This window comes from Pseudomonas sp. GW821-FHT10C09 (assembly GCF_059415465.1).
Genome location: NZ_JBWKNG010000018.1, coordinates 143,992 through 150,577 on the forward strand (window position 1 = coordinate 143,992; position 6,586 = coordinate 150,577).

At 60.6% G+C, this 6,586-nt stretch carries 7 protein-coding genes; 6 read left to right on the top strand and 1 reads right to left on the bottom strand.

The genetic code is table 11. The features are described 5' to 3' along the window. Positions 1-78: 78 nt before the first annotated feature. On the bottom strand, positions 79-2,154 hold the full coding sequence (locus AC07N8_RS19965) for an AsmA family protein (protein ID WP_493145708.1): 2,076 nt from the start codon (positions 2,152-2,154) through the stop codon (positions 79-81). Between the two features lie 389 nt (positions 2,155-2,543). On the opposite strand from AC07N8_RS19965, the gene AC07N8_RS19970 reads away from it, so the two are divergent. The 6 genes from AC07N8_RS19970 (at position 2,544) to AC07N8_RS19995 (ending at position 6,483) form a co-directional block, all read left to right on the top strand. Beyond that, a complete protein-coding gene (locus tag AC07N8_RS19970) occupies positions 2,544-3,014 on the top strand; it encodes a hypothetical protein (RefSeq protein WP_493145709.1) in 471 nt (156 codons plus the stop codon). A gap of 157 nt (positions 3,015-3,171) precedes the next feature. After that, positions 3,172-3,804 (top strand): TetR family transcriptional regulator, encoded by a 633-nt coding sequence (locus AC07N8_RS19975; protein ID WP_027921952.1) that lies wholly within the window; start codon positions 3,172-3,174, stop codon positions 3,802-3,804. Positions 3,805-4,071: 267 nt separating this feature from the next. Then, positions 4,072-4,572: an urease accessory protein UreE gene (gene ureE, locus AC07N8_RS19980; RefSeq protein ID WP_483841118.1), complete on the top strand. Its 501-nt coding sequence runs from the start codon at positions 4,072-4,074 to the stop codon at positions 4,570-4,572. Then, positions 4,569-5,243: an urease accessory protein UreF gene (locus AC07N8_RS19985; RefSeq protein WP_493145710.1), complete on the top strand. Its 675-nt coding sequence runs from the start codon at positions 4,569-4,571 to the stop codon at positions 5,241-5,243. Before ureE ends, AC07N8_RS19985 begins: the two co-directional genes overlap by 4 nt. Positions 5,244-5,266: 23 nt before the next feature. After that, a complete protein-coding gene (gene ureG, locus AC07N8_RS19990; protein ID WP_007947546.1) occupies positions 5,267-5,881 on the top strand; it encodes an urease accessory protein UreG in 615 nt (204 codons plus the stop codon). 29 nt (positions 5,882-5,910) lie between these two features. Next, positions 5,911-6,483, top strand: coding sequence for a HupE/UreJ family protein (locus AC07N8_RS19995; protein ID WP_483841116.1), 573 nt, complete (start codon positions 5,911-5,913; stop codon positions 6,481-6,483). The last annotated feature ends 103 nt before the right edge of the window (positions 6,484-6,586 follow it).

A 6,586-nucleotide genomic window follows, 5' to 3' on the forward strand; every position in this document is an offset into this window, starting at 1 on the left:
CTCCCACATTTGCCCTGTGAACTCCGGACCAATGTGGGAGCGAGCCTGCTCGCGAAGGCGTCTTCATAGACGCCGCAATTACTTGGTGGGTTTTACCGTCACAGGTGCCTTGCCCGCCTTCATCTGCTCCAGCAACGGCGCACACTGGTTCGGCTCACCACCACTTGGCGCCACCAGCGCCAACAACCCGGCCGCCGGAGCGGCAATCACGCCCAGCGCCACCATCCCCGCCCCGCGCAGCATCAGCGGCACCGCTTTCACCCCGGCATCAGGCTTGATGAACTTGCCCCTCACGTACAACGGCGAGCGCAGCGAAATCAAGCGCCAGCCCTTCGACTCCGGCGTAATGGTCAAGTCCAGTTGCTCGGTCGCCATGTTCGCGGTGCCATCGATGTAGATGATCGCGTTCTCCGTATCGAAGACGAACAGACGCGTGGTCGCCAGCCCGGTCTTGATATCGAAGTCGGCCGCCGCGCAATTGATCTTCACTTCTTTGTCGCCGAAGATTTTACCGACCACGTAGTTACCGACGTTGAGCCCGGCCAGTTCCATCAGCTCGCGGCTGATCGCGCCGTCGTTGATGATCATCTTCAGATTGCCGTTGGCGCTGCCCAACAGTTTGGCCACCGAGTTGCCGCGCCCTGAGATGTCTGCATCGCCATTGAGCTCGCCGAAACTGGTTTTCATCGGTTCGAAGGTCGGGAACAGTTGCTTGAGCTTGAACTTGCGCGCAGTGAGTTTGGCCTGCCCCTCCAGGGGTTCAGTCCGGCCATTCAAGCGAATCTGCGCTTCCAGATTGCCGCCCGCCACACCAAAGCGCAGGGGTTCCAGGCTGAGTTGGCCGTCGGTCAGCACCAGGTGCGTATAGAGGTCGGTGAACGGCAGTTTTTCGCTGTGGACGATGCGCTTGCCGGTGAATTCTACGTCGGCGTCCATGTCACGCCAACGCTCGGTCTTGAACTCTTCGACCGGCAACACTTTGTCCACCGGCTGCTGGCTGTCAGCGCCACGGGCCTTTTGCTTGGCATTAGAATCGGCACCGATCAGCGGTGCGAGGTCGGCAAACAACAGTTGGTTGGAGAGCAGCGAACCACTGAGCTTCGGTCTTGGCTGACTGGCGACATACGCCAGGCTGCCATGAATGTCACTCTCGCCGATCTTGCCGTTGAATTCTTCATAGCGGAACACCGCGCCACCGGGTTCATGCAGCTTGGCAATCAAATGCCCGTCGGTGGCGTATGGCGGCGTATCCGGCAGTGTCACACCAGTCAACGGATACAGATTGCCGAGGCTGGTGCCGGCCAGTTTCAGTCGCAGGTCCAGCGCGCCGAGGTTAAGCGGGTCGGTCAGGGTCCCGGCCAGTTCGACGCTGGTATCGGCGATCTTCACCTGCGCCTGCAGCGGGAACGGCTTGGCCGCGTCCTGCAGCGCCAACAAGCCACCGATCTTGCCGGAGCCTTCGAGTTTCTGCGCGTGGTACTGGCCTTTGACCTTGAGGGCGAAGGCGTAGTCCTGAGGCGCAGCCCCCTTCTCAAGCGCGGTTTTCGCAGCCTTGTCACCGACGATGTCGCTGAACGGAATCGGCTTGCCCAGCGGATCGATGAGCACATCAAGCTGCGTCTTCAGGTTCTGGTCATCAAGGGTGACGTGGCCCTTGTCGAAGCCGATGGCGCCGATATCGACCACCCAGTTCGACGGTTCGGCGTTGGGGTCTTTCGGGTCGAATTTGAAGGTCCAGTTGGCGCGGCCGTCGGCCAGGCGTTGGAGCTGGGCGTTCGGTTCGGTCAGGTCGATGCGCGGGATGACCACTCGCTGCGCCAACAGGGCCAGCGGCGAAATACGCAGCTCGACGCGCTTGAGGGTGACCATCTGCGGTTGTTTCGACCAGTCCGGGTTGCCGAGACTCAAGTCTTCGGCCTCCACATGGGGCCACGGCACCCAGGCCCGCCAGCCGCCCTCGTCAGCCTCGCGCTGCCAGACCACCGCGAGGTTGCCATTGATAGCGAACGGTCGGTGCAGCTCTTCGGAGACTTTGCTGTTGATGGTGGGTTTGATCCGGTTCCAATCGAAGAACACGATGATCAGCACGAGTATCGCCAGCAGAATCACCAGACTGGCAAAGACCCAGGCAAAAATCTTGGGGGTGCGCGTCATTGCACAGGACTCCTGAATACGACTGAGCGCCCTGACAGCGACGCACGTATGAAACGTTAGGCCAGAACCGGCCTGCCATGACAGCTAGGACTGGGAAAAGCCGTGCAGGTTTAACCGAAAAGCCTATTAACGTTCAAATAATCCCCCGCGATCACTCTGCGCGCTCCAAACGGTGTTACCGCCACCCGCACTGTTGTGCGGCGCGAGTGAGTCGAAACTACCCACCCCAGTGCAAAAACACCCGCCGGAAACGCCCGTTCTAGAGCGCTCCAGCAGAACAATCAATTCTGTTGATTATTACCATTGCGTTTATGAACTTTCATATCGACTTATCGAGAGTAGCATTGCCCTCGTACCCACTTTATCGCCCTCCCAAGGAGCAACCCATCATGAAACGCCAATTACTGCTTAGCCTGACCCTCTCGATGCTAGCCAGCACCGCTTTCGCTCTGCCAGCCGCTGATCAGGCCACTCCGCAAGTCAAAGACAGCCACTCGGTGTTCAGCCAAACCGTCGCCGCCGATGGTTCCGACCGCACTCCACAAGGCCAGACCCTTGCCGAAGGCGGTAACGATCGCCTGAAAGAAAAAGGCCTGATCACTCAAGATGGCTCGGATCGCACCCCACAAGGCCAGACCCTGGCTGCTGACGGTTCCGAACGCACTCCACAAGGTCAAACCCTGGCTGCCGACGGTTCCGAACGCACTCCACAAGGTCAAACCCTGGCTGCTGACGGTTCCGATCGCACTCCACAAGGCCAAACCCTCGCTGAAGGCGGTTCCGACCGTACCCCACAAGGCCAAACCCTGGCTGAAGGTGGTGGTGACCGTGTGATCGAACGCAACAGCGCTCTGAGCTAAGCCTCATGGCCGCCCTGAAAAAAAGCCCAATCCCCGGATTGGGCTTTTGACTTATAGAGAAGCCGCAATTCCCCGCCTGCCCCCCGATAGTCGTTCGACGCCAGCGAAGCCGATTTGCTAGAGTGCGCCGCTGTCCAGTCCAGAAAACACCCTTGCGATGCTGCCCCGCGCCGAACAGAAACAACAAACCCGCAACGCCCTGATGGACGCTGCCCGTCACCTGATGGAATGTGGCCGAGGATTCGGCAGCCTCAGCCTGCGCGAAGTGGCGAAAACCGCCGGCATCGTACCCACCGGTTTCTACCGGCATTTCGCTGATATGGATGAACTGGGCCTGGTGCTGGTAAGCGAAGTCGGTCAGACCTTCCGCGAAACCATTCGCCTGGTGCGCCATAACGAATTCGTCATGGGCGGCATTATCGATGCGTCGGTGCGGATCTTTCTCGACGTGGTCAGTGCCAATCGTTCGCAATTTCTGTTTCTTGCCCGCGAGCAATACGGCGGATCGCTGCCTGTGCGGTTGGCGATCGGGCGCTTGCGCGAGGACATCAGCTCGGATCTGGCGGCTGACTTGTCGTTGATGCCGAAACTGCAGCATCTGGACATTGCCGGGTTGAGCGTGATGGCGGACCTGATTGTAAAAAGTGTGTTCGCGACACTGCCGGACATCATTGATCCGCCCGCCGAAGCGCTACCGGAGCATCTGACGCCGCAAGCGAAGATCACCCAGCAACTGCGCTTCATCTTCATCGGCCTGAAACACTGGCAAGGGCTCGGCAGCACCGAATAAGCCTGTGGGAGCGAGCCTGCTCGCGAAAGCGCAGTGTCAGTTACCTCAAGTGTTGACTGTGCCGACGCCTTCGCGAGCAGGCTCGCTCCCACAAAACCCGTCAGCGCATCAATTCGGTGCAACTCATACATCCTCGCACCACTACCGATCAAGATCCTGCAATTCACCAACGCTCACACCAAGCTCCGACAGGTATTTCCTACGTATCCCCCGATTGGCAAGCCCCTTGCTCTAGCCTGAGCATTGCCCATTGCTGGAAGCCTACCGATGCTGGTGATTCACCACAGAATCGACCCTCAACCCGTCTGGGCCGCAGAGTTGCACCTGACCTTCGAAGCCCGGAGTAAAAGCCGTTTGCGCTGTTTCAGTGCCGACGGTGAAGACGTCGGGTTGTTTTTGGAACGAGGTCAACCGCCCCTGTATGACGGCGAGTGCCTGCAAGCCGAAGACGGGCGGATCGTGCGTGTCTGTGCCCGTCCCGAACAATTGCTGCACGTTACCTGCGCCAATGCCTTCGAATTGACCCGTGCCGCCTATCACCTCGGCAACCGTCATGTTGCCCTGCAGATCGGTGATGGCTGGTTGCGCCTGCTCGACGATTACGTGCTCAAAGCCATGCTTGAACAGCTGGAGGCCAAGGTCGAAAACATCGAAGCGCCGTTCCAGCCGGAACACGGCGCCTATGGCGGCGGCCATCACCATTCACGGCATGGCGACGAAGACTTCAACTACCCACCGAAACTGCACCAGTTCGGCGTCCGTTTATGAACCCGGCCTGGGCGCTGCTGCGCCTGGCCAGTCCGCAGTTGCCGATTGGCGGCTACAGCTATTCCCAGGGTCTGGAAATGGCGGTGGATAACGGCCGCGTGAGCGATGCAGACGGCGCGCGACGCTGGATCAGCGATCAATTGTTGCTGAACCTGGCGCGGTTCGAAGCGCCGCTGTTGCTCGCCCATTGTGTGGCCGCAGCGGAGGAAAACTGGGCCGAACTGCAGCAACGCTGCGAGGAACATCGGGCCAGTCGGGAAACCCGCGAATTGCATCAAGAGAGCCGGCAGATGGGCTACTCCTTGCAACAACTGCTCAGCGGTTTACCGGAACTCGACGCACCCGCCCGCGCCTTCCTCGAACAACGCCCTGAACCGCATCTGGCCCTCGGCTGGGCGCTGGCCGCCCGGGCTTGGGGGATCACTGCGCAGGATGCGTTGGCCGCATGGCTCTGGAGCTGGCTGGAAAACCAGTTGGCGGTGTTGATGAAAACCCTGCCGCTGGGCCAGCAAGCCGCGCAACGCCTGACTAGCGAACTGCTGCCGCTGCTGCAACAAGCCCAGCAGGACGCCACCCGAATCACCCCCGAACACTACGGCAGTGCCGCGTTTGGCCTGTCCCTGGCGTGCATGGCTCATGAGCGCCAGTACAGCCGTCTGTTCCGTTCCTAGGGCCTTTTAACTTGGAGAACAACATGAACACACAACCCCTGCGCGTCGGCATCGGCGGCCCGGTCGGTTCCGGTAAAACCGCCCTGACCCTGGCCTTGTGCCTGGCCCTGCGCGAGCGCTACAACCTGGCCGTCGTCACCAATGACATCTACACCCGCGAAGACGCCGACTTTCTGGTGCGTAACGAAGCCCTGGCGCCGGAGCGAATCATCGGCGTGGAAACCGGCGGCTGCCCGCACACGGCGATCCGCGAAGACGCCTCGATCAACCTCGAAGCCGTGGATCAACTGAACCGCCGCTTTCCGGGGCTGGACCTGATTCTGGTGGAGTCCGGTGGCGACAATCTCTCGGCAACCTTCAGCCCTGAACTGTCCGACCTGACCATCTACGTGATTGACGTTTCAGCCGGCGACAAACTGCCGCGCAAGGGCGGCCCCGGCATCTGCAAATCCGATCTGCTGGTGATCAACAAAGTCGACCTCGCGCCATTGGTAGGTGCATCGCTGGAGATGATGGACAGCGACACCAAACGCATGCGCAACGGCAAACCGTTTGTCTTCAGTAACCAGAAAACCGGTCTGGGCCTTGAAGAGATCATCGCTTTCATCGAACGCCAGGGCCTGCTGACAGCCGCCTGATCACGATTTATCAACAAGGAAGCTTATCCATGACACTGAAACGTATTCTGGGCGCCGTGGCCCTGCTGTTGACACCGGCCATCGCCTTCGCCCATCCGGGGCATGGCGACAACGGCTTGATCGCAGGTATCAGCCACCCGCTTGGCGGCCTCGATCACTTGCTGGCGATGGTTGCCGTCGGCTTGTGGGCCGCGCAGCAAAAAGGCGCGGCGCGCTGGGCGCTGCCGTGTACGTTTGTCGGCACGATGCTGATTGGCGGGTTGCTGGGGTTTGAAGGGCTGAACCTGCCAGCGCTGGAAGGCGGGATTGCCGCGTCGGTACTGGCGCTGGGCCTGGCGGTGGCGTTGGTGGTGCGTCCGCCATTGAGCGTGGCGGTGGCGGCGACGGCGTTGTTTGCGCTGTTCCACGGTGTGGCGCATGGGCTGGAGTTGCCGGACATGTCGAGCCCTTGGACGTATGCGGCCGGGTTTGTGGCAGCGACGGCGGCGTTGCATGCGGCCGGTTACGCCGTCGTGCGCGTGCTCCCGCAAGCGGCTGCACCGTTGGTTCGGTTGGCGGGTGCGGCGTCGGCAGCGACTGGGGTCTGGTTGTTGGCGGGCTGATTTCTTTATCGCCGGTGATGGCCACATCGCGAGCAGGCTCGCTTGTATGGTAGGACTTGAAGGGAGGAGGAGGGACTAGGCTCGATTCTGACTGTTGACGCAG